Annotated in this window: 22 protein-coding genes; 8 read left to right on the top strand and 14 right to left on the bottom strand. The window is 49.2% G+C overall.

What is annotated here, in order from left to right; genetic code table 11:
• Window positions 1-44 precede the first annotated feature (44 nt).
• Window positions 45-602, top strand: a complete 558-nt coding sequence (locus H591_RS0106635) for an L-threonylcarbamoyladenylate synthase (protein ID WP_022966167.1) — start codon at window positions 45-47, stop codon at window positions 600-602.
• 3 nt (window positions 603-605) lie between these two features.
• Here the strand turns inward: H591_RS0106635 and aroE are convergent, their stop codons facing one another.
• Window positions 606-1,418: a shikimate dehydrogenase gene (aroE, locus tag H591_RS0106630; RefSeq protein ID WP_022966166.1), complete on the bottom strand. Its 813-nt coding sequence runs from the start codon at window positions 1,416-1,418 to the stop codon at window positions 606-608.
• Window positions 1,415-2,335 (bottom strand): oxygen-dependent coproporphyrinogen oxidase, encoded by a 921-nt coding sequence (hemF, locus tag H591_RS0106625; protein WP_022966165.1) that lies wholly within the window; start codon window positions 2,333-2,335, stop codon window positions 1,415-1,417. The genes aroE and hemF overlap by 4 nt, the downstream gene beginning before the upstream one ends.
• Window positions 2,336-2,678: 343 nt before the next feature.
• On the opposite strand from hemF, the gene mgtE reads away from it, so the two are divergent.
• Complete coding sequence (gene mgtE / locus H591_RS0106620; protein ID WP_022966164.1) at window positions 2,679-4,040, top strand: magnesium transporter; 1,362 nt, start codon at window positions 2,679-2,681, stop codon at window positions 4,038-4,040.
• 128 nt (window positions 4,041-4,168) lie between these two features.
• Here the strand turns inward: mgtE and ilvD are convergent, their stop codons facing one another.
• Both ilvD and H591_RS0106610 read right to left on the bottom strand, forming a co-directional pair.
• A complete protein-coding gene (gene ilvD, locus H591_RS0106615; protein ID WP_028244239.1) occupies window positions 4,169-6,013 on the bottom strand; it encodes a dihydroxy-acid dehydratase in 1,845 nt (614 codons plus the stop codon).
• A 194-nt stretch (window positions 6,014-6,207) separates the two neighbouring features.
• Complete coding sequence (locus tag H591_RS0106610; protein ID WP_022966162.1) at window positions 6,208-7,404, bottom strand: class I SAM-dependent rRNA methyltransferase; 1,197 nt, start codon at window positions 7,402-7,404, stop codon at window positions 6,208-6,210.
• 160 nt (window positions 7,405-7,564) lie between these two features.
• Between H591_RS0106610 and H591_RS0106605 the strand changes: the two genes are divergently transcribed.
• Complete coding sequence (locus H591_RS0106605; protein WP_022966161.1) at window positions 7,565-8,503, top strand: SdiA-regulated domain-containing protein; 939 nt, start codon at window positions 7,565-7,567, stop codon at window positions 8,501-8,503.
• Window positions 8,504-8,540: 37 nt separating this feature from the next.
• Window positions 8,541-9,542 carry a helix-turn-helix transcriptional regulator gene (locus H591_RS0106600; RefSeq protein ID WP_022966160.1) on the top strand — a complete coding sequence of 334 codons (1,002 nt, stop codon included), beginning with the start codon at window positions 8,541-8,543 and terminating at the stop codon, window positions 9,540-9,542.
• 53 nt (window positions 9,543-9,595) lie between these two features.
• Here H591_RS0106600 and rpiA read toward each other — a convergent pair whose 3' ends face one another.
• Window positions 9,596-10,273 carry a ribose-5-phosphate isomerase RpiA gene (gene rpiA / locus H591_RS0106595; protein ID WP_022966159.1) on the bottom strand — a complete coding sequence of 226 codons (678 nt, stop codon included), beginning with the start codon at window positions 10,271-10,273 and terminating at the stop codon, window positions 9,596-9,598.
• 122 nt (window positions 10,274-10,395) lie between these two features.
• Here rpiA and ilvA point away from each other — a divergent pair, with 122 nt between their 5' ends.
• Together ilvA and H591_RS0106585 are read left to right on the top strand one after the other, a co-directional pair.
• Window positions 10,396-11,910: a threonine ammonia-lyase, biosynthetic gene (gene ilvA, locus H591_RS0106590; protein ID WP_022966158.1), complete on the top strand. Its 1,515-nt coding sequence runs from the start codon at window positions 10,396-10,398 to the stop codon at window positions 11,908-11,910.
• A 70-nt stretch (window positions 11,911-11,980) separates the two neighbouring features.
• The gene (locus tag H591_RS0106585; RefSeq protein WP_022966157.1) at window positions 11,981-12,424 is read left to right on the top strand and encodes a DUF2269 family protein; all 444 of its coding nucleotides are present in this window, start codon (window positions 11,981-11,983) and stop codon (window positions 12,422-12,424) included.
• 1 nt (window position 12,425) lies between these two features.
• Here H591_RS0106585 and H591_RS0106580 read toward each other — a convergent pair whose 3' ends face one another.
• The 9 genes from H591_RS0106580 to H591_RS0106540 form a co-directional block, all read right to left on the bottom strand.
• Entirely contained in the window at window positions 12,426-12,941 is a 516-nt protein-coding gene (locus H591_RS0106580) for a GDYXXLXY domain-containing protein (protein ID WP_022966156.1), read from the bottom strand.
• Window positions 12,934-14,004, bottom strand: a complete 1,071-nt coding sequence (locus H591_RS0106575) for a DUF4401 domain-containing protein (RefSeq protein ID WP_022966155.1) — start codon at window positions 14,002-14,004, stop codon at window positions 12,934-12,936. Before H591_RS0106575 ends, H591_RS0106580 begins: the two co-directional genes overlap by 8 nt.
• Complete coding sequence (locus tag H591_RS15000; RefSeq protein WP_022966154.1) at window positions 14,001-14,999, bottom strand: DUF2157 domain-containing protein; 999 nt, start codon at window positions 14,997-14,999, stop codon at window positions 14,001-14,003. The genes H591_RS0106575 and H591_RS15000 overlap by 4 nt, the downstream gene beginning before the upstream one ends.
• A gap of 9 nt (window positions 15,000-15,008) precedes the next feature.
• On the bottom strand, window positions 15,009-15,959 hold the full coding sequence (locus tag H591_RS0106565) for an adenosine deaminase (protein ID WP_022966153.1): 951 nt from the start codon (window positions 15,957-15,959) through the stop codon (window positions 15,009-15,011).
• 62 nt (window positions 15,960-16,021) lie between these two features.
• The gene (locus H591_RS0106560; RefSeq protein WP_022966152.1) at window positions 16,022-16,840 is read right to left on the bottom strand and encodes a BPSS1780 family membrane protein; all 819 of its coding nucleotides are present in this window, start codon (window positions 16,838-16,840) and stop codon (window positions 16,022-16,024) included.
• 91 nt (window positions 16,841-16,931) lie between these two features.
• Window positions 16,932-17,726 carry a thymidylate synthase gene (locus H591_RS0106555; protein WP_022966151.1) on the bottom strand — a complete coding sequence of 265 codons (795 nt, stop codon included), beginning with the start codon at window positions 17,724-17,726 and terminating at the stop codon, window positions 16,932-16,934.
• The gene (lgt, locus tag H591_RS0106550; protein WP_022966150.1) at window positions 17,723-18,520 is read right to left on the bottom strand and encodes a prolipoprotein diacylglyceryl transferase; all 798 of its coding nucleotides are present in this window, start codon (window positions 18,518-18,520) and stop codon (window positions 17,723-17,725) included. Before lgt ends, H591_RS0106555 begins: the two co-directional genes overlap by 4 nt.
• Before the next feature lie 9 nt (window positions 18,521-18,529).
• Window positions 18,530-19,315 (bottom strand): sulfite exporter TauE/SafE family protein, encoded by a 786-nt coding sequence (locus H591_RS0106545; RefSeq protein ID WP_022966149.1) that lies wholly within the window; start codon window positions 19,313-19,315, stop codon window positions 18,530-18,532.
• Window positions 19,316-19,378: 63 nt separating this feature from the next.
• Window positions 19,379-19,876 carry a GNAT family N-acetyltransferase gene (locus H591_RS0106540; RefSeq protein ID WP_232362423.1) on the bottom strand — a complete coding sequence of 166 codons (498 nt, stop codon included), beginning with the start codon at window positions 19,874-19,876 and terminating at the stop codon, window positions 19,379-19,381.
• A 188-nt stretch (window positions 19,877-20,064) separates the two neighbouring features.
• Between H591_RS0106540 and H591_RS0106535 the strand changes: the two genes are divergently transcribed.
• Together H591_RS0106535 and H591_RS0106530 are read left to right on the top strand one after the other, a co-directional pair.
• Window positions 20,065-22,707 (top strand): ATP-binding protein, encoded by a 2,643-nt coding sequence (locus H591_RS0106535; RefSeq protein ID WP_022966147.1) that lies wholly within the window; start codon window positions 20,065-20,067, stop codon window positions 22,705-22,707.
• Window positions 22,704-24,488 (top strand): putative bifunctional diguanylate cyclase/phosphodiesterase, encoded by a 1,785-nt coding sequence (locus H591_RS0106530; protein WP_022966146.1) that lies wholly within the window; start codon window positions 22,704-22,706, stop codon window positions 24,486-24,488. Before H591_RS0106535 ends, H591_RS0106530 begins: the two co-directional genes overlap by 4 nt.
• Window positions 24,489-24,635 lie beyond the last annotated feature (147 nt).

The raw sequence follows: 24,635 nt of genomic DNA, 5'->3' as shown, positions 1-24,635 counted from the left end.
GGCGCTTGATTGATTCAGCAATAAAATACTTACGAGTAGATTTGATGACCAGTGCTTGGCAAATTCAACAGATTGCGCAAAAAGTTCGTGACGGTGCTGTGATTGCTTACCCTACCGAAGCCGTTTGGGGTTTGGGTTGTGATCCGTTTAATGCCACCGCGGTCGCGCGTCTGTTAGCGCTAAAAGAGCGGCCTGTGCATAAAGGTTTGATTTTGGTTGCGGCAGACATTGAGCAGTTTGCTGAATTGTTGGAGGGCTTATCGGCAAGCGAGCTGGCGCAGCTACAAAAGAGTTGGCCAGGCCCCAATACTTGGCTGGTGCCACATCATAACCGAGTGCCTGAATGGATTACTGGCGCGCATGACAGTGTGGCGATTCGCGTCAGTGCGCATCCTTTGGTGGCAGAGCTGTGTCGGTTAACTGGACCATTGGTGTCGACTTCCGCAAATCCCAGCGGGCTTTTACCAGCGAAAAGCCGTTTACGCATTGAGCAGTATTTTCATGGTCAGTTGGATGCGGTATTAAGTGGTGAGCTCGGCCGGAGCAGCAATCCAAGCACTATCCGCGATTTGCGCACAGGACAAGTATTGCGCTCGGCCTAAGCTTTATAGCTGCGCGCGCAGTTGTTGCAGTACCGGAGCTGGATTAGGACGCACGCCAGTCCACAGGTAAAAGGCTTCTGCCGCTTGCTCAACCAGCATGCCTAAACCATCCAAAGTGCGCGCCGCATCTTGGCTTTGTGCCCACTGATTAAAGATGGTGGTCTGTCTGCCGTACATCATGTCGTAGCAAATCGTGTGCTTGGCTTTAATCAAAGTGCTGGCCAAGGGCGGTAACTCGCCGCTGAGACTGGCGGAGGTACCATTGATAATGATATCCACCGGGGCATCAATCCAATCGTAACCACAAGCAGTCATTGGGCCTAAATCAGCAAATTCGCGGGCCAATTGCTCCGCTTTCTCAACGGTGCGGTTAGCAATACAAACCTCGGCCGGATGCTGCGCCAGTAAAGGCTCTAAGACACCGCGCACAGCACCGCCGGCACCTAGAATTAAGATGTTTTTCTTCGCTAACTCAACCTGGTTATTGAGCAAGTCATTAACCAAACCCGCGCCGTCGGTGTTATCACCGAGTAAACGGCCATCCGCAAGTTTTTTTAGGGTGTTGACTGCCTTGGCGCGTAAGGCGCGCTCGCTGAGTTGATCGGCCAGCACAAAGGCTTGCTCTTTAAAGGGCACGGTGACATTGGCGCCGCTACCTGCTTTAAAAAACTGCGTGACTGCTTCAGGGAAGCCATCGAGAGCGGCTAACAAAGGTTCGTAACTGATCTGTTGTCCTGTTTGCTCGGCAAATAAGCGATGAATTAACGGAGATTTACTGTGAGCAATGGGGTTACCAAAAACGCCGTAATAGTTCATTTTGCCTGCGCCTCGCCCAACCAATCGCGGTCTTGTAAAAAGTATTCAGTTAAGCGCGCTTCGCGGCTGTTCGCTTCTGGCTTCCAGTCGTAACCCCAACGTACTTGTGGCGGCAATGACATTAAAATGGATTCGGTGCGGCCCCCCGATTGCAAACCAAATAAGGTGCCACGGTCAAACACTAAGTTAAATTCAACATAACGGCCGCGGCGATGGGCTTGGAACTCACGCTGTTGTTCGGTGAATGGAGTATGGCGGCGACGCTCAATAATCGGCATATAGGCTTTTAGAAAGGCATCACCGACGGCGCGCATAAAGGCAAAACTGCTGTCAAAACCCCATTCATTCAGATCATCAAAAAACAGACCGCCAATCCCGCGTGGCTCGTTACGATGCTTCAGGTAGAAATACTTGTCGCACCAGGCTTTATAGTCTGGATAGACATTATCGCCAAAGGGCGCGCAGGCATCATGCGCAACTTGGTGCCAATGCACGCAGTCTTCTTCTTCAGCATAGTAAGGGGTCAGGTCAAAACCACCGCCAAACCACCAGATCGGCTCTTCACCGGGTTTTTCCGCAACAAAAAACCGTACATTGGCGTGCGAGGTTGGAATATGCGGGTTTTCTGGGTGAATTACTAAGGACAGGCCCATCGCTTGGAACGTACGTCCCGCCAGTTCTGGGCGGTGTGCGCTGGCGGATGGTGGTAAAGAGTCGCCATACACATGAGAGAAATTGACTCCACCTTTTTCAATCAGTGCGCCGTTTTCTAAAACACGGGTGCGACCGCCACCGCCGCCTGGACGCTCCCAGCTTTCTTCAAAGAAAGTGCCGCCGTCGGCTTGCTCTAACGTCGCGCAGATCTGATCTTGTAAGCTCAGTAAATAGTTTTTTACGTCATCAATTGTGGCTGTCAAAATAAACTCCAAAAAGGGTGTACAGCACCACTGAAAGTATTTTAGTTTAAGAAAAATTATTTAATTAAACTAAGCATACCATCATCAGAATGATCGGCTAACTGAATACGGCAAACTCGGCTGCAGTTGTTATTGCTGGGCGCTTACCTTAGTATTCGCCCGCCGTATAAACGGTTTCAGAGAAAATAAAGGCTTTATGGAAAGTTCTTGTATAAGTCCCTGTTGGACTTCATTACATTTTATGATCAGCGAGTGTGCTGACGGCTTCCTGTGGATTAAAACCAGCCTCGTCTGAGTTGTAGTCTCCTTAAGTTGCCGGATGCTGGCCGCTTGGAGAGACACAATGAGCAACATCGATAACAATCTTGTACTCGTCCTGAGTCATGCGATTGAGCAAAATAAGTTTGCTGACGCCTTAGCTGCAGTTAAAGGTTTACCCCCCGTCGACTTGGCTGATGTTTTAGAACAGCTCGATCCAACTTTAGGCTGGCGCTTGCTTGAGTGCTTACCTGATCGGGCTGATGTCTTTAGCTACTTTGAGCCTGAGCAGCAAGTACGCATGGCACGTGAGTTTCCGCGCGCCACTCTGGCTGAACTGGTCAGTGAAATGCCTGCTGATGAGCGCACTGACTTATTTAAACGTTTTGATCAAAATCAGCGCGACATACTTTTGCCGGCTTTAGCGCATGCGGAGCGAGAAGATATTCGCCGCTTGTCTGCCTATGTTGAAGGTACTGCCGGCGCTTTGATGACGTCTGACTACGCCACGTTAAAGAAAGATATGACGGTGCTGCAGGCGATGACGTATTTGCGCGATGAAGCGCCTGATGCAGAAACCATTTATCAAGCTTACGTGATTGATGAGCAGCGCCGCCTATTAGGTGCTGTGTCATTACGTGATTTGATTCTGGCAGATCTGAATAAGCTGATTAAGGATCTGATGAGCAGTGATGTGGTCAGTGCTCATGTCACCGATGATCAAGAAGACATTGCCAAGAAAATTGCCCGTTATGACTTGCTGGCGCTGCCGATTATTGATGAGGATGACATCCTGATTGGTATTGTCACCTATGACGATGCGATGGATGTGGTCAGCGCTGAAGCGACTGATGATATTCATAAATCCGCTGGCGTGAGCACGGTGGTTGGTAATATCAAAGATGCCAGCATTGCCTTGTTGTACCGCAAGCGGATTTTTTGGTTGATACTACTGGTGTTTGGTAACTTGTTTTCCGGTGCAGGTATTGCGCATTTTGAAGACATCATCGCTGCCAATATTGTTTTAGTGTTTTTCTTACCGTTACTGGTCGACAGTGGTGGTAACGCTGGCTCACAGTCTGCCACTTTGATGGTGCGCGCCCTCGCCACCGGTGAAGTGGTGATGCGTGACTGGCTGTATTTAATTGGCCGAGAGGCTCTAGTCGCTTTGGCCTTAGGTTGTACGATGGCGGCCGCCGTATCCGTTTTAGGCTATATCCGCGGTGATGAAACGGTCGCTTTAGTGCTGGCTTTGAGTATGGTTTCGATTGTGATGATTGGCTGTATGATCGGCATGAGTCTGCCATTTATTCTCAGCAAGTTTAACTTTGACCCTGCCAGTGCCAGTGCGCCATTGATTACTTCAGTCTGTGATGCGACTGGTGTGGTGATTTATCTGTTTATTGCCTCACGCTTGCTGAGCGACTTAACGGTTGTACCTGTTTAGCAGATTAGCCAGTGTCGTTCACAGCATTTTTAGCGGTTGTCTGTACATGTAAAAAGCCCCAGTCCTAGATAGAACTGGGGCTTTTTTATTCAGCGCGGATTCATCCGCTGTGCACGTACTGCCTGCGATTAAAGCAATTCGTCCAGCATCGCTTTATTGCGCACTGCACCTTTATCGGCACTGGTGGCTAATAAGGCGTAGGCCTTAAGCGCTGTAGTCACTTTACGTGGGCGCACTTCAACCGGCTTCCAACCTTTGGCATCTTGGGCGACGCGGCGTTCAGCCAGTTCTGCATCGCTGATTTGCAGGTTAATTGTACGGTTAGGGATATCAATTAGAATTGTATCGCCTTCCTGCACCAAGCCAATTGCACCGCCGGCTGCCGCTTCTGGAGAAGCATGACCAATGGATAAGCCAGAAGTACCACCAGAGAAACGGCCATCGGTCAGCAAGGCACACTCTTTACCTAAACCTTTAGATTTTAGGTAGCTGGTTGGGTAGAGCATTTCTTGCATACCCGGACCACCTTTCGGGCCTTCGTAGCGGATGATAACAATATCGCCAGCTTGCACTTCGTCGGCCAAAATGCCACGTACCGCCGAATCTTGGCTTTCAAAAATTTTGGCTTTGCCTTCAAAGACGTGAATTGATTTATCGACACCTGCGGTTTTCACCACACAGCCATCCACCGCGATATTGCCATAGAGTACTGCTAAACCACCTTCGTGCGAGTAGGCGTGTTCAACGTTGCGGATACAGCCTTCTTTACGATCTAAATCTAGGGTTGGCCAGCGTGTTGCTTGGCTAAATGCAGTCTGGGTTGGAATGCCGCCAGGGCCTGCTTTAAAGAAAGTGTGTACGGCTTCATCGTCAGTTTGGGTGATGTCCCATTTAGCAATCGCATCGGCCATGGTTTTGCTATGTACGGTTGGCAAATCAGTGTGTAAGAAGCCACCACGGGCCAATGAGCCTAAAATACTGAAGATACCACCGGCGCGGTGTACATCTTCCATGTGGTATTTTTGGATATTGGGAGCCACTTTACACAACTCCGGTACTTTGCGTGATAAACGGTCGATATCCAGCAGGTTAAAGTCCATCTCTGCTTCTTGTGCAGAAGCCAAGAGGTGCAGAATCGTGTTGGTTGAGCCGCCCATAGCGATGTCCAAAGTCATCGCGTTTTCAAAGGCTTTGAAGTTGGCAATATTACGTGGCAGAACGGATTCGTCGTTTTCTTTATAGTAGCGGTGGCACAGGTCAACAATGGTGCGACCGGCTTCTAAGAACAGCTCTTTACGATCAGCGTGGGTCGCCAATACGGTACCGTTACCCGGTAAGCCTAAGCCTAGGGCTTCAACCAAGCAGTTCATTGAGTTGGCAGTAAACATACCGGAGCAAGAACCACAAGTTGGACAAGCGCTGCGCTCGTATTCAGCAACTTTCTCATCTGAAGCGTCATCGTCAGCAGCGATCACCATGGCATCGACTAAGTCTAAGCCGTGGTTGGCCAGCTTAGTTTTCCCAGCTTCCATTGGGCCGCCAGAGACAAACACCACTGGGATATTGAGGCGCAACGCGGCCATCAGCATGCCAGGAGTGATTTTGTCACAGTTGGAAATACACACGAGGGCATCGGCGCAGTGGGCGTTGGCCATGTATTCAACTGAGTCAGCAATGATTTCACGACTCGGTAGTGAATAGAGCATGCCGTCGTGGCCCATCGCGATACCGTCATCGACGGCAATGGTATTAAATTCTTTGGCAACACCGCCCGCGCGCTCAATTTCACGAGCAACCAATTGGCCCATATCTTTTAGGTGCACGTGACCTGGAACAAATTGGGTGAAAGAGTTGGCAACCGCAATAATCGGCTTTTGAAAATCTTCGTCTTTCATGCCGGTTGCACGCCAAAGAGCGCGAGCACCCGCCATATTGCGGCCGAAGGTTGAGGTTTTCGAACGATAATCAGGCATCAGAACTTCCTGCAAAAAATAAAATAAGGGCGGTAAGCGCATCTGCAACTGTTGCTGCGGGGTGACCGTGCGGTTGGCAAAGCATGCGTTGGCTCGCCGAGGGTAGTGACGAGAATGTTGCTGATTCTACGCTGCCCTGTGCAGGTGGGCAAAGGGCAGCGCTGTTTTGCTTGAGCCTAGTTAACGCTGTTGACTTAGCTGTTGGGCAAGATGCGACACACGGTGTATTTCAGATGACGTGTTTCTGGGATGGCCGGATGCATTGGGTGATCGGCACTTTGCCCGCTTTGTTCAAGAATCTGAATGTTGCGATCGAGGTGTCGAGCGGCTGCCAGTAAGGTGCTGTGCATGCTTTCTTCAGTGAAAAATGGTGAGCGCGATGAGCAAATTAAAATACCATCACGGCTGAGCAAGCGAATGCAGTGCTCATAGAGTTTACGGTAGCCAGTCTCACCGGTTTTCACGTCTTTTTTGCGTTTAATAAAGGCTGGTGGATCAACAATGATCACATCAAAACGCTCTTCATCGGCTTTCAGAGCTTGTAAGGTTTCCAGCACATCACCTTCAGCGCAAAGCAGGGTTTCACCGATATCATTGAGCTGCGCATTTTGCTCTAAAGCATCTAAGGCTTGCGCAGACGCATCGGCACACAACACTTCCGTAGCGCCGGCTAATGCCGCAGGAATCGCCCAGCTACCGACATCGCTGTAGACCGACAGCACGCGTTTGTCGGTGCAGTAGACAGCAGCCTGCAAACGATTAAAACGCTGATCAAAATGCCAACCTAAAGCTTTTTTCTGCATCAGCGGAGCGACATAGACTAAATCATTTTCAACCAACTGCACCCACTCTGGGACTTCGCCGTATGCCACTTCTAAGTAACGCTCTAAACCTTCGGCATCGCGAGTGTTGGCGTCATTGCGCCAAAGTACGCCAGTCGGTTTACAGACCTGTAATAAGGCTTCAAGAATAATGTCTTTGTGCGGCTCCATGCAGGCTGCGGTGATTTGCACCACGACAATGTCGCCAAAACGATCCACTTCCAAACCCGGTAAAAGATCGCCTTCACCATGTACTAAACGGTAAAAAGGCGCAGTAAACAGTCGCTCGCGTAATGACAGAGCAATATTGAGGCGGTGTACTAACAGTGATTTATCGAAGCGGTGCTCGGTTTCGCGTGAAACGATGCGTGCGCAAACCAACGTTTGTGGGCTCATCACCGCAACACCCATAGGTTTGCCTGAAGCTGTTTCGACAATCACCTGATCACCGGCTTTAAAATCGCTTAAAGGTGACAGTTTAGTATCAATTTCATTGCTGTACAGCCACAAATGACCACTGCGTAAACGGCGGTCAGCGTTGGATTTTAAGCGTAAAGAAGGCAGCGACATGGGACTCTCCGAAAAAACAATACGCAGAGTATAACGATTGTCTTAAGCGCAGGTCTGATTTTCGCAGTAGGATGTCGCGCTTAATAACAACCTGGCGTCTTAGGTTGGTCTGCGTGCGTTCAGCCGCGTATTTGCAATGATCGTTTAGAAGGTTGTGAGCATGTTTAAGGTGTTTAAGTTGTACCCCAAGTTATGCCTGCTGGGTATCGCAGCTATTAGCCTTCTGATAGGGCTTGTCCGTTATTGGCATTGGGATGATCGCTTGCTGTTTTTGTGGCAAGAGCAAGGTGTCAGTTTGCAGCAACAGGCCGATAGCGTTTGGTTGCCCGGTTATCGCGCGGTGATACAAGCCAAACCTTTGGCTGGTTTGCAGGAGTCGGAAACATCAGGGTTGAGCTGGAGTCCGCTGAGTAATACCTTGTTTACCGTCACTGGGAAAATACCTAAATTGGTTGAGTTGTCTTTGGATGGTGACGTGCTGCGTGTGGTTGAGTTGCGTGGCTTTTCTGATCCGGAAGGTGTTGAAGTGCTCAGTGATGGCCGCATTGCCATTATTGATGAGCGCCGTAGCCAGTTAACCGCCTTTTATTTGCCGCTCGATGCCGAGTTTATTGATGGTGATGCGTTGCCAGCTATTCACTTAGGTTTTAGTGATGCCGGTAATAAGGGCTTTGAAGGCATTGCTTGGGATGCACGTAATCAGCGCATGTTACTGGCCAAAGAGCGCAGCCCGTTTGGCTTGTTTAGTTTGCCATTCCCTGAGCTAGAAGAGGGTGCAGTGCCAGCTATACAAAGCTTGCAAGAATTATCTTCAAACCAGATATTTATGCGCGATTTTTCTTCACTGACGATTGATCAGCGTACTGGGCATTTATTGGTATTGTCTGATGAGTCGCGTATGTTGCTAGAGCTCGATGAGCTAGGCAATCCAGTCAGCTTTATCAGTTTAGCGATGGGCTTTAACGGTTTAGCTCGCAGTATCAATCAGGCTGAAGGTGTGGCAATGGATGGGCAAGGTACAATTTACATTGTCAGCGAGCCCAATTTATTCTATGTATTTAAAAAGGCTGCGTCAGAGCAAAAAACGGCTGAACAGTAAGTTCAGATAGATGCCCATAGCATAAGGAAATCTGTAAATGAGTGGTCATGATACGTTGTTTCGGCATTTAGCTATGCTGCAGTTAATTCCGCGTAAACCGCACTTTAAAGCGACAACGACGATTAAAGCGCTGCTTGAGGAACGTGGCTTTAGCGTGGAAATGCGCACGATTCAGCGGGATTTAGAGCGCATGTCGAGCTTTTTTCCATTGGTGTGTGATCGTGAGCAGAAACCCTTTCGCTGGAGCTTTTTAGCCGATTTCAAAAGTAACTTACCGGCACTCGATCCAGCCACGGCGTTAACCATGGTGTTAGCTGAGCAGCACGTCAAAGGCTTACTGCCACAAGTTGCTGCGGATCAGCTGAGTGTGCAGTTTCAAGTGGCGCGCCAGTTTTTAGACAGCCTCACCAGCAATGGTTTTGCGCAGTGGAAGAATAAGGTGCGGGTGGTGGCTAACGGTAAAGCTTTATTACCGGCTAAAGTTGCACCGCAGAACTGGCAAGCAGTGACTGAAGCCTTACTGATGGGACAAGCACTGGATGTAGAGTATCTGGCGCGCACCAGTAACAGCGCCAAAACCTATGTGTTGCACCCGCAGGGTTTAGTCACCCGCCATAGCGTGACGTATTTGTTAGCAACGGTGAATGACTACGACGATGTTCGCCAGTTTCCTTTACAACGTATTTTAGCCGCCGCGCCTAGTGCTCAGGCATACCGCTTGAAAGCAGATTTTGATATGCAAAGCTATATCGATAACGGTGGCTTTGGTTATGCAGCAGAAGGTGCGGAAAAATGGGTCACCTTGCGTGTGCGTATTGATCAAGATGCCGCGCGGATGCTCAGTGAAACGCACTTGAGTGAACAGCAGAGTTTCTCCGAGCCAGCAGCTGATGGCTGGGTTGAACTGACTGCAGTAGTGCCAAACGACCAACAAACCTTATGGTGGCTGCAGGGTTTTGGTGCGCGTTTTGACGTGTTAGAGCCGCAAGAATGGCGTGAGGCGATACGCGAGCAAGCTCGGCAGATTTTAGCTCGTTAAACCAGGGTTTTCAGCACTCTAGGCTGCGCGATAAGCAGCCCAGAGTGGTTGTTTTACTTTTCGCGAACTAGGGTTTCGACACCATTGCTGGTACCCAGTAGCAAAACATCAGCTGGGCGTTGAGCAAATAAGCCACTGCAGACAACGCCAACCAATGCATTGATTTTTTCTTCGAGGCCGCGAGGATCAGTGATCTGCATATTGTGTAGATCCAAAATCACGTTGCCATTATCTGTTACGACACCAGTACGATAGACCGGATCGCCGCCGAGCTTGAGCAGTTCACGTGCGACATAACTGCGCGCCATCGGAATCACTTCAACCGGCAATGGAAACTCACCCAGTACGCCGACTTTTTTGCTGTCATCGGCAATACAAATAAAGGTTTTGGCGACTGCGGCAACAATTTTTTCACGGGTCAGCGCCGCGCCACCGCCTTTGATTAATTCCAGATACTTATTGCACTCATCTGCGCCGTCGACATAAAACTTGAGCTCTTGCACAGAGTTAAGATCATGCACGCTAATGCCATGCTGCTTTAAACGTTCAGCTGTCGCTTCCGAACTGGCCACGGCACCGGCAAAGTCATATTTGTGCTGGGCGAGCAAATCAATAAAGTAGTTTGCCGTGGAGCCTGTGCCCACGCCAATGATGCTGCGTGGCTCAAGATGCGGAAGAATATAATCAATCGCTGCTTGAGCAACGGCTTGCTTAAGTTGGTCTTGGTTCATGGCAGACTCCGAGAAAAATAAATTATGTGCTAATTATAGCGACTTACATAGTATCTATGTGGTTGAGTTGTTAACGGTGGAGTAGACTGTTTGACTTTGTCGCACAGTTTAGTGAATCCGTTATGCTCGAACATTATGTGAAAAAAATCCTTAACGCCCGTGTCTATGATGTGGCGCAAGAAACACCGCTGCATGCAGCGCCGCAGCTGTCAGAACGTTTAGGCAATACTGTTTTGCTCAAGCGCGAAGATTTACAGCCGGTCTTCTCATTTAAAATTCGTGGCGCCTATAACAAAATTGTGCAACTCAGTGCTGAAGAGCGTGCTTGCGGCGTGGTCACAGCCTCGGCCGGTAATCATGCTCAGGGCGTGGCCTTGGCGGCGAAGTTTCTTGGCATTAAAGCCACCATTGTCATGCCGAAAACCACTCCGGAAATTAAAGTGAAAGCAGTGCGCGCACGTGGCGCGCGGGTGGTGTTGCACGGTGATGCCTTTCCTGAATCCTTGGCGCATTCGCTGAAACTCGTTGAAGAAAAAGGGTTTGTCTACATCCATCCTTATGACGACCCGGATGTGATTGCTGGACAAGGCACGGTAGCGATGGAGATTTTGCGTCAACACCAAGGCCCGCTGCATGCGGTATTTGTTCCTTGCGGCGGCGGCGGCATGATTGCGGGTGTGGCGGCTTACATTAAATATGTACGTCCTGAAGTAAAAATTATCGGGGTGGAACCGGATGATTCCAACTGCCTGCAGCAAGCGATGGCCGCTGGTGAGCGAGTGATCTTGCCGCAAGTGGGTTTGTTTGCTGACGGTGTTGCGGTGACGCAAATCGGCAAATATACCTTTGATATTTGCCGCTACCATGTTGACGAAGTGATCACCGTAAGCACCGATGAAATCTGTGCGGCGATGAAAGATATTTATGATGATACTCGCTCTATTACCGAGCCAGCAGGTGCTTTAGCCGTAGCTGGGATTAAAAAGTATGTTGAACGTACAGGTATTGTCGGTGAAAACTTAGTGGCGATTGATTCTGGCGCTAACGTTAACTTTGACCGTTTACGCCATGTCGCCGAGCGTGCGGAACTGGGTGAACAGCGCGAAGCGATTATCGCAGTGACCATCCCAGAAAAACCTGGCAGCTTTAAGCAGTTCTGTGAGGCAGTGGGCAAGCGTCAGATCACCGAGTTTAATTACCGTTACCACACCGATGGCACCGCACATATTTTTGTTGGCGTGCAGACCCATCCTGAGCTTGATCCGCGCTCTGCGCTGGTGGAAAGCTTGCGGGATCAAGGCTTTCCGGTACTGGATTTGACTGAGAATGAACTGGCTAAACTGCATATTCGTCATATGGTCGGTGGCCATGCGGATGCGGTGACCAGTGAGCGGGTATTTCGTTTTGAGTTTCCAGAGCGTCCGGGCGCACTGTTTAACTTCTTAAATAAACTCGGCGGCCGCTGGAATATCTCGATGTTCCATTACCGCAACCACGGTGCTGCCGATGGTCGGGTGCTGGCTGCGTTGCAGATTCCGTTAGAAGAACAACCATTGCTTGCCGAGGCCTTAGATAAAATTGGCTACCCGTACTGGGATGAAACTGAAAACCCGGCTTATCAGTTGTTTTTAGGTTAGGGTGAGCACGCATTAGGCTGGTCGTCAGTTTAATGCGCCATTGGTTTATAGATTTTAGGAGTAATAGGGTTTGGACAGTTATTTAGTGTTGCGTATCAGTCACAGTGTGCCGGCTGTTTTGCTGCTTCTGGGTGTGCTGGCGCATATCATCATTGTTTGGCGCGCTAAAGGTAAAGGTTCTGCTGTGTTGGCAGAAAAGTTACGTCGCACCCGTGTTATCAGCTTACCGATTTTTACCGCCTTAGCAGCAACCTTGCCGATTACCGGCTGGTGGTTAAGTCACCTATCAGGCCGACCTTTGAGCCAGAAATGGTTGATGATCAGCATTGCTTTATTGCCATTGCTGTTTATTTTTGGTGGTTTTTTATACAACAACCTCAGCCGCTGGCAAACACAACTGGCCAATCAACAAATTGCCAGCCGCCGCCAGCAGATTTTTGCTGTGCTTTGGGCTGTTTTGGTATTGCTAATTTTATTAGCGACCAGCGCGCTAATGGGTGCTAAACCTATCTAAATCAGAGTTTTGCAGACTGCAGTTGCTTGGCTTGACCGAGCGTTTGCAGCTCTGCATCAACTAAGTGGGTTAGCAGCAACTGACCTTCAGGGTTAACTCGAAACAGGCCGTACTTGGCTTGCTGGTATACACTGCCAGTGCCTTCTTGAAAGAAAAACGCATTGGTGGCGAACTTGATTTGGTTATTGCGCAAGCGAAATTGCAGGCGCAATTGCCCTTGTTCGAGTGTTGCGCCCGTATCAAGCCCGACCAAGCTGGCGCGCTTGTCTGCATCTAATTGCACAATCACCTGACCCGTGAAGCGCTCATTATTACCTTTGAGTTGCTGGCGTATCGCGTCGGCCATGGCAAAACGCAGCGCCATATAATCGCCTTGCATTAGTGAGCGTGGATCCACTGGCACCAGTTCCAATAGCACGGTTTCGCCCTGCTTAACTAACCTTTCATTTTGCCAAATAGCAAGGTTCACCACCGCTAATATCAGCGGCGCGCAGAGCAGGATCAGCCATTTACGCATGATTTTTTCGCTCCGTGTGCAAAAGATGCGCAGAGTGATTTAACAGTGCATAGAGCATCAGCAGCACGGTGCCACTGACGCAAAGTAAAATCGACTTGTACAGTAGGCTGTTGTTTAAGCTGTAGTAATAGAGCAGTAAATAAACGCCTAATAAGAACAGGTTAAGCCATATCAAGCGGGTATGGGCGAGGGCAACACCGATGCATAACAATAGGCATAAGGGTGCAAGGCCAGGCATTTTTAGATTGACTAAGCCAATGCCAACACTGATCAATAGCGCGAAAGCGGCGAGTTTCGGCTGCAGCACTCGGCGCTGAATGAGCTGCCAAGCGAAGAGTACACACAAGAGGCTAGTGAGCGCTGCTGCTATCCATAATTGGCTGAGCCAGTTGTCTTCAGCGATGCGTAACCACTGCAACTCAGTGCTGTTACCTAGCAGCGCAACAAAGATCATGGCCCATAACGCTAGCGTTAAACCAACGCTGGCTGGCTGCAGATAGGCGCTGTTTGTATAGATGCTTAAGCGCTTGAGCCACAACCAAGCGACAGCCGCGCTGAGTACCGGAAGAGCATAGAGCCATGCTTGCTGCCCCAACAACCAGAGTAAAGCTGCGGCTGCGAGAAATACCGCCGTGGCACGCTGACTGCGAATGCCCATCGAGACAAACAGAGTTAATTCTAGCGCCAGCATACAGGCTGCAGTCACTTGGTTACTGTCTGAACTTTCCCAGACGCCAAAAACAATAAATGCTTGTCCAGCAAGACTGCAAGCAAAGACAAACTGCTCTAAGAACAAAGGAATTTTATCAAGACGACTGATCCAGATACTGATGGCGCAGAGGATAATACCCAGCCCCCAGATGTTTTGGCTGTCGGTGAGGAAGCTGACAAAAACAGCGGAAATAAAGCCACAAAAAAACAGCGCCGATAACCAGCCGGAAACGCCGAGTAACATGCGCAGAAAAAATGCCGGTTGCGGGTCGTTAGGTGCCAGAACGGGTAGTTCTCCTGTGACTAAGCCCGCCTGTTGCAACTGCTGCCAAAGTACCTTGGGCTCAGTCATTGCATACTCCCAGACTTATTACTGAGTTTGCTAGTGCGTTGGCTGAGCTGGCGTAACCAGACCGCAGCGGCACTGGATAAGCCCATTACGCTTAAGGTCAGTAGCAGAAACAGAACCTCAGTCGCGATAATGTCTGATAGCGCCTCTGCTAGGATAATCACGCATAAAATAATAGCGGCCATAGCCAAGGCCGAGAGCATTGTCAGCTCAAGTTGGCGCAGACGATAGAGATACAACCAGAGCAGACTGAAGCCTAGCCAGACAGGCAGTGTTAGCGCATCACTGCTAGTCCAAGAATAGATTTGACCTATGGCTAAGCCAGTAATGATCAGCAAACAGAACAGAGCAATAACCCGCTCGCCCCAACGCAGTAAGGCAGTGCTAGCTGAGCCTTTAGTCGTGAGCATCCACAGGCCAGTGGCACTGATGTTGAGAGCAAAGACCGACCACAACGGATGAGTAAAAGGCTCGAAGAGATGGCGGATTGCAAGATTAACCAAGGCCAGTCCTAAGCTTAGGTTGAGCAATAGCAGTAACAATAGCCATAACGCTGGCATGCGCGCCAAAAGCACCCAAGGCGTGATTAAAGTCGCCCACACTAAAAACAGTTCGTAAGTGTCGGCGCCGCTTTGATAGGTTTGGCCAATCAATGCCAGTAACGCGCCGACTAACAAGCTGGCAGCAAACAAGGCCGTTTGCCCAGCGGGTTGCTGTAGATTTAGCCGTAACAGCGGCAGCAAGGATAAAATAAGCGCACCTTGAGCAATGGCAAACTTGCTATAGCGGCTTAAATCATCCCAGTTGTAAGCGAAGAAAAAAATCACACCACTGCACAGCAGTAACATGGCAAAGGTTAGAACCACACGGCTGAGAAAACGCAGATTGTCGGCTGGGCTGGGCGCGCTATGAGTGACCTCGAGAGCGTGCTCAAACTGACTTGCCGCTAGATGGCCGCTAGCAACCCAGTCGAGTATCTGCTGTTTATCGTTCGACATAGGCTCTGGTTACGGCGCTAAACGTGCGTTAAGACTGTTTTCAGCCAAGCGTTTGGCTTGTTGCTGAGTCATACCTAAACCCGTATGCAACGCTTGAAAGTTCTCAGTGAGATAGCCACCAAAATAGGCAGGATCATCGGAGTTCACCGTCACCATCGCACCTTGCTCAAGCATTTTTAAAATAGGATGTTCGCTCATGTCTTGGTAAACACGCAGTTTGGTGTTTGATAGAGGGCAAACGGTGAGCGGAATTTGCTCTTCAATCAAGCGCGCCATTAAGCGTGGATCTTCCCAAGCGCGTACACCGTGATCGATACGGCTGACTTTGAGTAAATCTAAGGCTTCCCAGACATACTCAGGTGGGCCTTCTTCGCCAGCGTGGGCGACGGCTAATAAACCTTCCGCACGGGCCTTAGCAAAGACATTGGTGAACTTGCTCGGCGGGTGGCCCATTTCCGAACTGTCTAAACCAACGGCAAAAAATAAATCTCGAAATGGCATCGCTTGTTGCAAGGTATGGAAGGCATCGTCTTCGGGTAAGTGGCGTAAAAAACTCAGAATCAAGCCACTGCTAATGCCCAGTAAATCCCTAGCATCGCCCAGCGCTTCGCTGATCCCAGTGATCGCCACTTCCATCGACACACCGCGGGCCGTGTGGGTTTGTGGGTCAAAGAAAGGCTCAACGTGAATCACGTTTTGTTCTTCACATTTTTTTAAGTAGGCCCAGGTCAGGTCGTAGAAATCTTGTTCAGTCTGCAGAACATTGGCACCTTGGTAATAGATGTCCAAAAACTCCTGTAAATTATTAAAGTCATAGGCACTGCGTAGGGTTTCCACGCAATCCCAAGGCAATTTAATACGGTTACGCTCAGCCAGTTGGAACATGAGTTCTGGCTCTAAAGAGCCTTCTAAGTGCATGTGCAATTCTGCTTTAGGTAATGCATTGAGCCAGTCGTACATGGAGTCAACCTATTAGAGGCAATACTGCAGGCAACGGGCATTGTCTGCAGTATTGTTGTGAGTTAAGACGCTGTGTGGTTATTCACAAAAATATCACGGTACGCACAAAATAGAGCGCCGCAGAACAAAGGTAAATAAATAATTGCTACAGCAATGCCTACCAGCCAGCCTAAAAACGGGATGGCGACAAATAAACCGATGACGAAGAGAGCGGCCGTTAAGATCATAAAAAACACAATGAACGGCAGGATATTGCGCAAGCTGCCGAAAAAACTACGCTTGATCGCCTCGATTACAGGAACTTGATGCTCATGTACTAAGACCGGTGCAAAGATAAATGCCATGGCTAAAGCCAATGATGCAGGGATTGCGATGAGCGTGAGAATAACCAGGCCGACAACCATACGACCCATATCAATTTGACCATTCATTATTGCGGTGATCGACCCCAGACTTAAAAAGGCCACAAGCGCAAGCACCAGAAACAATACAATACTGGCCAATAAGTACATGCCGCCCACGCCGATTAAGCTGGCAGGGGCTTTAAAGGGTTCAAATAAATCATTGGCAGTGACTGCTTGCTTTTGCTTTGCATGTTTAAAAGCTAAGAAAAAGCCCGCCATCATGGCTGGCCAAAGTAGAGTGACTGCTAAGCTACCCAGCAATGGCACCAGACTAATAATAAAAATAGCCACTAAGCTGATCACGCTCATTGCAGCGAAAACCAGCGGCTCTTTCATTATCAGCGCCCAGCCTTCAGTCAGCCAGTTAAGTCCGCGGCCCGCTGCTACTTTTTGTGGCTCGCTATGCAGTTCTGAAGCAATCTTGTTGGTCACGGTGTCCAGCGTTAATTCAGGTGTTGGTTGTGCTGTATCGGTCATTGATGTACGTCCTTTTAGTGAATCAATTATTGAAGCAGCATGGTAGAGCAAAGCGGCTCAATAAACAGTGAATAGAGCGCAGTCCTTAGTGTTAAACAGCAACCTGGGCCTTAATATGCGGATGGGCTTGATAATCACACAACTCAAAATCTGCAAAGGTGAAATCAAAAATAGACTTTACTTGCGGGTTAATACGCATGGTCGGTAGCGGCAATGGCTCACGGTTCAACTGCTCTTCCACTTGCTCCATATGATTGGAGTACAGATGGCAGTCGCCACCGCTCCAAATGAAGTCACCGAGTTGTAAATCGCAGACTTGCGCCACCATCATAGTGAGCAAGGCGTAGCTGGCGATATTAAAGGGCACGCCAAGGAAAATATCAGCCGAACGCTGATAGAGTTGGCAACTGAGTTTGCCGTCAGCCACATAAAACTGAAACAGTGCATGGCAAGGCGGCAGCGCCATAGAGTCCACCAATGCAGGGTTCCAAGCGCTGACAATGAGACGTCGCGAATCAGGATTGCTTTTAATCATCTCAATCAGCTTACTGATTTGATCAATCGATTCACCATTGGGTGCAGGCCAGTTGCGCCATTGATAGCCATACACAGGACCTAAGTCACCGTTCTCGTCAGCCCATTCATCCCAAATCCGCACACCATTGTCTTGCAGGTACTTGATGTTGGTATCGCCCTGCAAAAACCACAGCAGCTCGTGAATAATGGATTTGAGGTGGCATTTCTTGGTGGTGACCAAAGGAAAGCCTGCGTTTAAGTCAAAACGCATTTGATGGCCAAACACGCTGCGCGTGCCAGTGCCAGTACGGTCACTTTTATCCATGCCGTGATCACGTACGTGACGCATTAAATCCAGATACTGTTTCATTGTGCAGCCACCTCTTGACGCTTATAGGCCAATACAATTAAGCCGATGCCGCCGAGAATCATCGGCACGCAAAGTACTTGACCCATGGTCAGCCAATCAAAGGCTAAGTAACCCAGTTGTGCATCGGGTACGCGGACGAATTCGACGACAAAACGGAAGATACCGTAAAACAGCGCAAACATGCCCGACACAGCCATGGTAGGACGTGGTTTGCGTGAGTACAGCCAGAGAATGACAAACAGCGCGACACCTTCCAAAGCAAACTGATAGAGCTGCGAAGGATGACGCGCCAGTTGCGCAGGATCGGTAGGGAAGACCATCGCCCAAGACACATCAGTGGCTTTGCCCCAGAGTTCGGCGTTAATAAAGTTACCAATACGTCCAGCACCTAGGCCGATGGGTACTAACGGCGCAATAAAGTCCATCAGTTGAAAGAAACTTTTGTTGTGCTTGCGGCCAAACAGCCAGACCGCCAGCATCACACCGAGGAAGCCGCCATGGAACGACATGCCGCCTTCCCAAATTCGCAGTACCAGCAGTGGATTGTCGATATAAGCAGCAAGATCATAAAACAGCACATAACCTAAGCGACCACCTAAAATAACCCCCATCGCCACCCAAAAAACCAAGTCAGACAGAGTGTCTTTCGTCCACTGCGCATCGAAGCGCTGTAAACGCCGGCTGGCCAGCCACCAAGCTCCGCCGATGCCGACTAAATACATTAAGCCGTACCAGTGGATTTTTAGTGGACCAAGGGCAATCGCCACTGGATCAATATTGGGGTAGGTGAGCATGAGTCATCCTTAATTAAGCAAAAAGCTGAGGCCAACCAGGGTTAGCAGCAGTGCAAATAAACGTTTTAACAATACCGGTGAAAGCTTGTGCGCAAGTCGAGCACCAAAACGTGCAAAAAATACCGACGTCAGTGCTATACCGAATAATGCAGGCAAATACACAAAGCCAAGGCTCCACTCTGGCAGTTGGCTATTTTGCCAACCGGTGACCATAAACACGATGGCGCCCGCTAAAGCAATGGGAAACCCGCAAGCGGCTGAAGTGGCAACGGCTTTTTGGATGGTGACACTGCGCCAGACCAAAAACGGTACCGTCAGCGAGCCACCACCAATGCCGAAAATAGCTGAAGCCCAGCCTATGACGCTACCGGCAGCCATCAGTTCAGGTGGCTTGGGTTGCCGACCGGTGGCTTTGGGACTTAGATTGAGTGCCAGTTGAATCGCAATACAAATTGCGAAGACGCCGATGATTTTTTGTAAGGCAGGCCCGTTAATCAGTGCCGCGGTGGCACCGCCGAGTACGACGCCGCCCAGAATACCTGGCGCAATCCAGCGAAATAACTGCCATTGCACCGCACCACGGCGATGGTGTTCGCGGATTGAATTAATCGAGGTGAAGACAATGGTGGCCAGCGAGGTACCTACGGCTAAGTGAGTAAGGACGTCTGGAGCAAAGCCCTGTGCGCTAAAGCTGAAGACCAGTACTGGTACAATAATCAGCCCGCCACCCACGCCAAATAAACCAGCCAATACCCCAGCGGCAGCGCCGAGCAGCATATAAAGAGCAAATTCCATACAGTGTCCTTAATGGGTTAATCGTGGTTCACTTAGGCAGATTGCCCTGTTTTTGAGTACTTATCACAAGGCTTTTTGCATATAAACCGCAGGCACCCCATAGGAGTCTAATGCAGCTGCTTGTTGAGGGCTAATTGGGCTTTGCGCTCGGAAACCTAAGTGCTGCCAAAAAGGAGCTGAATTCTGCACTGAAACTAAGCTGCAATGCTTGAGACCGGCTTGACGTGCAATGTTCAGTTTATGTTTAACCAAGCTTGGACCGATTCCCCGTTTTAGTGCGCGCGGGGCCACGCCTAAATCATGCAGATACAAACAATCACTCTGCGCTGGTTCAACAAACAATCCGTCCAGCGGGGTGATTGCACCGCGCTGTGAACGATAACTGAATAAATAGCCACAAATCCCCTGAGTATCTTCCGCCACCAAGGCTAAGTCCGGCACTTGAGCGAGACGCTCAGCAACGATTTCTGTGCTTTCTTGCAGTGTATCGCTGTAGATCTGTAGTTGAATATCCATGATTTCAGGGATATCGTCGGGACGCATGAGGCGAAGTGTATGCATAATGATTGACATGAATTGGCATGCAAAAACTCTATTCTAAAGTGCTGGCTTTGTTTTGTCAGGTCTAATGTGGCGTGTACATCGATCCAACATTGAGCGCCGGTCTAATGCTATTGGCTCAACACCGAGCGCAGTGATCATTGTAGTATTTGGCCATTATTGCTGTTTTGCTGCAGAGGATTTGGTTGATGCTGGATATGCCACTAGAAGATACCGAAGCGCAGCGCTTAGCGGCTCTGCGCAATTTACAGATTTTAGACACAGAGGCTGATCCGGCTTTTGATAACCTCACTCAAGTGGCGGCCAGTTTATTTAATGTGCCGATGGTGCTGGTCTCGTTGGTGGACGAGCATCGGCAATGGTTTAAGTCACGTATTGGTATACTTGCCCCGCAACTGCCACGACAGGATTCATTTTGCTCTTATGCTGTGCAGTCGGATAAGCTTTTTATCGTTGAAAACGCGCTGCTAGACCCACGCTTTGCTCACACGCCGTTTGTGAGTGGTTCGCCGCATATTCGCTTTTATGCCGGCATGCCAATTCGTTCTGAAGATGGCTTTAATGTGGGTACATTTTGTTTAATAGGTACCGAGCCGCGCCAATTAAGCGACATTGAACAACACCATTTGATCTTGTTAGCTAGGCAAGCTGAACAGCTCTTGTATTTGCATTACCGTACGATTCAACTGGCGCTGCAAACGCAACAAAGCACTGCCAGCAATGCACGTTATGCCGCCATTATTGAGAGCGCGGCGGCGGGCATTGTACGCATAGATGGGCGTGGACGTATTCTCCAATTAAATGACTCTGCTTTGCGGATGCTCGGTTACCAGCCTGAAGAAGTGCTCGAGAAAAACGTTAAAATGCTCATGCCAGAGCGTTGGGCTACCCAGCACGACGAATATTTAGCGGCCTATCAAACAACCGGCGAAAAACACGTGATTGGTATTGGCCGAGAAGTGGCTGCGCAACACAAAGATGGTACACAGATTCCCGTGCATTTAGCGGTCAGTGAGGTACAACATCAGGGTGATCTGACGGCGTCGGAAAGCCGCGAGTTTATCGGTATTTTGTCAGATCTACGTGCGGTGGCTGCAGCGCGTGAACGCGAGCAACAAGAGCGCTCGCTGCTGCAAGTGTTGCACCGTGGGCTGACGGACTACCATGCACTCTTGTCGGGGAACACTCTTTGGCAGTTTTTAAAAGAAGCACTGAAAGAGCTGACTCAGAGTGAATACGCACTGATTGGCGAAGTGATTTGTCGTGAGGGTTCGCCAGCTTTAAAAATACATGCGATCAGTGATTTGTCGTGGAATGAACCAACACGGCAACTGATGCAGAAGCTGCGTGACGGTGAGATGTTCCTAAGTAACCCGGACAGTATGCTGGGACAGGTGTTTGCAGGTGGGCAAACCGTGCTGAGCAATAACATGCTTGATGATTCGCGTGGCGGCGCATTGCCGAAAGGCCATCCGGTGTTGCACCGTTATTTAGGTGTGCCGATTATTGATCGTGGTGAAGTGATTGGTATGTATGCGATTGCCAATGCGCAGCAGGATTACGATGACGTCTTAATCGATTGGTTAAAACCTTTTACTTCTACCTGCGCTTTGTTGATTAATCTATATCGACAGATCAATGAACAAGAGCGCTTTACTGAAGAGTTGAAAGTAGCACGTGATTTAGCCGAGCGTTCGAGTAAGGCTAAAACCGACTTCCTCTCGTCAATGAGTCATGAGCTACGTACGCCTCTCAATGCAATTTTAGGTTTTGCCCAATTACTGGGCAATGGCAAGCAGCCATTGGCGGAACGCCAGCAACGACAAGTGGATCAAATTCTACGCAGCGGCAGCCATCTATTAAATTTAATCAATGAAGTGTTGGATTTGGCGCGAATTGAATCAGGGCATACGCAGGTCTCACTTGAGCCGATTAATCTACAAGAGGTGATTGAAGAAACTCTGGAAATAGTGCGAGCACTGGCAGTTAACCAAAATATTGGGCTGCAAGTACAGCTTGAGGGTACTCAGAACTGCTTGGTTGAAGCCGATTACACCCGCCTGAAACAGATACTGATTAACCTGCTGAGTAACGCGATTAAATATAACCGACTTGCTGGAACCGTTATTTTGCGCTGCCAGTTACGCGAGAATAGGGTGCATATCAGTGTCAGTGATACAGGTATAGGCATTGCCGCCGAGCAAATGTCGATGCTATTTGAACCCTTTAATCGCTTAGGTGCGCAAAACAGCAGTATTGAGGGTACGGGCGTAGGGCTGGCGTTGACGCGTAAGCTGGCACGCTTGATGCAAACTGATATTTTTGTTGAGTCAACAGTGGGTGAGGGGAGTGTTTTTTGTTTCGAGTTGCCGTTGGTTTCGATCAGCTCGGCGCGACCGCTGGATACGGCTGCAGTACCTGAGTCTGCGACCCGTGAGTCAGCAGCTAAAAAACACCAAGTTCTGTATATAGAGGATAACCCTGAGAATCAGCGCTTGATGCAAGATATCTTTAGTGAAATCGCGACGGCGCAATTACGCTGCGTATGCTCGGCGGAGGCAGGTTTTGAAATCGCTTGTTCAGAGCAGCCTCATTTGATTTTGTTGGATATCGATTTACCTGGAATGAATGGGTTTCAGGCCGGTCGGATGCTCAAAAATAATCCGTTGACCAGTAAAATTCCGTTGTTAGCTATTTCGGCCAGTTGTTCTGCGGAAGACCAGCAGCAAGCTAGCGCGCTTGGCTTTGCTGGGTTTTATAGTAAGCCGTTTAATTTGCATGCACTTGCCGAGCATATCCAACAACTTTTATCTGAACAGGAAAGTCTATGACAGCTCTTGGTGCGCTATTTAGTAGTGCTGATATTCTGGTGGTGGATGACAACCCAGTGAACGTTGAGTTGCTCATGGACTTACTTGAGGATGAGGGGTACCAGGCTGTCGAGGGCATGACGGACCCTTTATTGCTTGAATCACGCGTACAAAAAAAACGTCCTGACTTGATTTTGCTTGATATTCGTATGCCCAGTATCAGTGGCTTAGAGTTGTTGGAACTGCTGAATAAAACCTGGGGTGAACAGGTGCCCGCGGTGATTGTCCTCACCGCACAAATCGATGAAGCCACCCGTCACCAAGCATTGCAATTAGGTGCGCAGGACTTTTTAACCAAGCCGTTTAATCATATTGAAGTCTTGCAACGTATTCGTAACACCTTGCAACTGCAGCGCTTGCTCAGTGAGCGTTTTGAAAAAGCCGCCTTGCTTGAGCATTTGGTTGTTGAGCGAACTCGAGAGTTGAGTCTTCTTTCGCGTCAAGATCCGGTTACATCGTTACCGAACCGTAGCGTCATCTTGGAAACCATTACCCAATTACGCATCGAGAAAAGAGGTTTGCTGGCTTTCTTTATTGCGCTGGAGGGGCTTGATGAAATTGAGCGTCTACATGGCTATGAGGCGATGGATCAAACGGTGTGCGCGTTATCTGCTCGTATACAACAATTAATCGATTTACCAATCCGCATCTTTGGAGTGTGGAGCACAGATACTTGGGTGGTGGTGTGTGAAACCACTGTCAGTGAGCAGCAGGCTGAGATCTTTGCTACGCGTTTTCTGGACGTGATACAGGTGCCATTACAGTTACAGCAATTGTGTGTGTATGTCCGTGCCCGGATTGGTGTGAGCGGCTCAATTGCTGAGCGTAGTCCGGAGCAAATAGTGCGTATGGCTGCGGTGGCTTTGCCTGAAGCAGACAGCCAATGGCAGGGATATGACCAAGCGCTGGAAAGCACCTTATGGCGTAAAAATCAGCTTAGCGATGCATTGTATGCAGCGATCAGTAATAGCGAGCTGCACTTGCTATATCAGCCTAAAGTGGATGTGCGTAGCGGTCAGGTGCGAGGTGTTGAAGCCTTGCTGCGTTGGGATAGTCCAACCTTTGGACGGGTCTCACCGGCCGAATTTATTCCGATAGCAGAAGCCAATTGTTTTATTATTACGCTCGGTCAGTGGGTGGTTCGAGAAGCCGTGAGCGCCATTGTACGCTGGCGCGCGCAGGGTGCCGTTGATGAGTATTTTTCTGTTGCGGTGAATGTCGCTGGTGCGCAATTGATGCAACCTGATTTCGCCGAGTGGTTGATCGATGTTGTGCAGCAAGCAGGTTTGCCAGCACATGCGTTAGAGGTCGAGGTCACTGAATCTGACTTGATGCAAGATATGCAACTTGCCATGATCCAGTTACAGCGCTTGGCTGCAGTAGGCTTACGTATTGCAATTGATGATTTTGGTACGGGCTACTCTTCGCTGGCATATTTAAAAGTATTACCTGTTTCGGTGCTGAAAATTGACCGCGCTTTTATTTCCGAAATGCATGTAGATACTCAGGACCAGAGACTCACCAGTACAGTAATTGATATGGCTCGACACTTTGAGTTTTTAACGGTAGCTGAAGGAGTTGAAGAGCCTGAACAATTTAAGTTACTACAAGCGATGGGCTGCGATTTAATTCAAGGCTTTTTATTTGCTCCGCCGCTCAAGGAAAGCATGATGCTGCAATTGGTGGCTAGCGGTTTTGCTGATACGCCAGCCTTTACTGGGCAAGGCCACTCTTTTAAATAGATATGCTTTGTCTTAAGAATACCGTTTTTATTTAATGGCGCGCTGTGGCGTTGGTTAATAAAGCAACAGCTATAATGCAGCATCAAAGCTTCAAACAACTACGATCAGTTACTCACATCTTGAACAAAAGTGTGAGTCTAAACTGCG

The sequence above is a fragment of the Denitrificimonas caeni DSM 24390 genome (assembly GCF_000421765.1).
Classification (GTDB): Bacteria; Pseudomonadota; Gammaproteobacteria; order Pseudomonadales; family Pseudomonadaceae; genus Denitrificimonas; species Denitrificimonas caeni.
This window is presented reverse-complemented; position numbering and strand designations above follow the sequence as displayed.